Raw genomic sequence first — 2,110 nt, 5'->3', positions numbered from 1 at the left:
CAGGGCGTTGTTCAAAGTCGCGTGATTACGGCCTGATTGTGGTGGATGTCACACGCCGATGAGGTCGAGGGCCAGTCCGTCGTGGTCCCAGCCGATTTCTCGGCGGCCGGCGGCGATGTTGCTGAATCCGAATAGCCGTAGCAGGCTGATGGCGAGGTTGCGGAGGGTGGCCAGGATTCGCGGGGCTGGGCCTTTGCGCAGGGTTGAAGCGTCTTCGTTGAATGTGACGTCCCGCAGCCAGTGCAGCGCTTCGATGCTCCAGTGGCCGCGGATGGCGGCGGCGAGGTCGGTGGGGGGCAGTTGGGTGGTGTCGCAGCTGGTGACGCCGAGGACGGCCGCCGCGGAGATCAGTTTTCCGTCCTTGTTGTACCGGTAGCGTTCGAGCAGGAAGACCGTGTTGACGCCGGGGAAGGCGAGACCTTCGACCTGGTCGGCGGGCAGGACCTTGAGGACGCGCTCGTCGCGGCGGCCGTGCCCGGTGGTGATGGTGCGGCTGGCGACCGGCACGTCGTTCCAGGGCTGGCTGTCGAGCTGGGCGTAGAGGTTCGGCTGGTTTCCCTTGACGATCAGGATGTAGTTCCCGCCGTCGGCGGTGATGCGTTCGGCGTTGGCCCTTGTCGTATGCAGAGCGTCCGCGGTGAGGAGGATGTCGGCGAGCTTGCCGGGCCGCTTCGGGTCGCTGTCGGGGCGGCCGGCCCCGTCTGCGGGGCGGTCCTCCTCGTGCGGGTCGTCGTTCGGGTCGCGGTTGCGCTGGTCGTCGTCGTTCGGGTCGTCGTCGTTCGGGTCGTCGTCGGGTTGGCTGGTGGGCCGGTGGCGCGCTTCGGCGGCTCGGAGTTCGGCGATTTGGTCGAGGACAGGAGCCAGTTGGCTGCCTTCGCCTTTCTTGGTTGGCACGGCGGTTTGGGCCAGCACGGCGCCGGAGCCGTGGGTGATCGCGGCGAACAGGTGCAGCGGGTCGCCGGCCTTTGACGCGCCGCGGACGGTCTTGCCGTCCACGGCGATGATCAGGCGGGCCAGTTGCGCGGCGGTGAGGTTCCCGGCGGCCACTTGCCGGTGCAGCCAGGCTGAGACGGCCCGGTCGAAGGTGTCAGGGTCGAGGGCGCGGAAGGCGCGCCGGACGGTGGAATACGACGGCGGCACGTAGCGGCCCAGGCGGACGTTGCGGCGCACGCCGAGGCGGGCCAGGGCCGGCTGGGGGAGCTTGCTGGCGTACTGGGCGATCTGGGCCAGGCCGTCGGCGCCGGCCAGGACCGCGCACACGGCGGCCGCCAGGACCGCGGCCAGCTCGTGGCGTTTCCCACGGCGTTTGCGGCCGTCGACGACGCCGGCGAGGGCGGGCAGCAGCCCGTGGTCAGCGCTGGTCCAGTCCAACAGGTTCGGGTCGGGGCGGGCAATGCTCATCCGGGATCGGCCACCTGGGGTCAGCGGGAGGGCGACGGCTGTGACGTCGAAGTCGGCGGCCAGCAGCGCGGCGGCCCGCGGCAGCAGCGGTTTGAACCAGTACGTCTTGGGCTGGCCGTGGGCCAGCGTGCCAGCCCGGCTGCGCCCGAACCCGGCAGTCGGCCCGACCGGTGCGAACCCGGCCGCGGCGTAGCAGGCGCCGGTGTGCCGGGCCGGGTCGGTGAAGGTCTCCACGGCCAGCACCGGATGCCCGTGCCGCTGGGCGTAGTCGCCGCCTAGCCGCCGCAGGCAGGCAGCGAGCACGGCCGAGGCCAGGTGATGGCGCCGCCTGACCGGCAGCACACACAAGCGCTGGCTGGAGACCAACAACGGCAGGCGCAGCCGCTTCAGCTCGGCATCCCAGCCCAAGAACTCCTCCCGCACCGCGCAGGAAAGCGCCGCCGACCCGAACCCGGCCACCGCGACCCACTGCCCATCCAGCACCGCCACGTAGCGCATGACCCGGCCCGACAAGCGGAACCCGAGCCAATGATGGGCTTCCAGCTCGGCTCGGAACCGGCCCAGCTCGCTATCCTCGACCGGTCGCACCACCAGCGACCTTCGCCACGACGACGTCACCCGCGCAGATGTAGCACCTCCAGCGCCAATTGTCCAGTTGGGCTGTTGCCGCAGGTCAAAGCATCAAAACGCGACTTTGATCAGTGCCCTG

1 protein-coding gene is annotated in these 2,110 nt (G+C 70.3%); it reads right to left on the bottom strand.

The window, feature by feature from the left end:
* Positions 1-48: 48 nt before the first annotated feature.
* A complete protein-coding gene (locus tag VG276_29845; GenBank protein HEV8653489.1) occupies positions 49-1,989 on the bottom strand; it encodes an ISAs1 family transposase in 1,941 nt (646 codons plus the stop codon).
* Positions 1,990-2,110 lie beyond the last annotated feature (121 nt).

This window comes from Actinomycetes bacterium (genome assembly GCA_036000965.1).
In the GTDB taxonomy this organism is placed as follows: domain Bacteria; phylum Actinomycetota; class CALGFH01; order CALGFH01; family CALGFH01; genus DASYUT01.
Note: the sequence above shows the minus strand (reverse complement) of the source record. Positions and strands in the feature narration are given on the sequence as shown.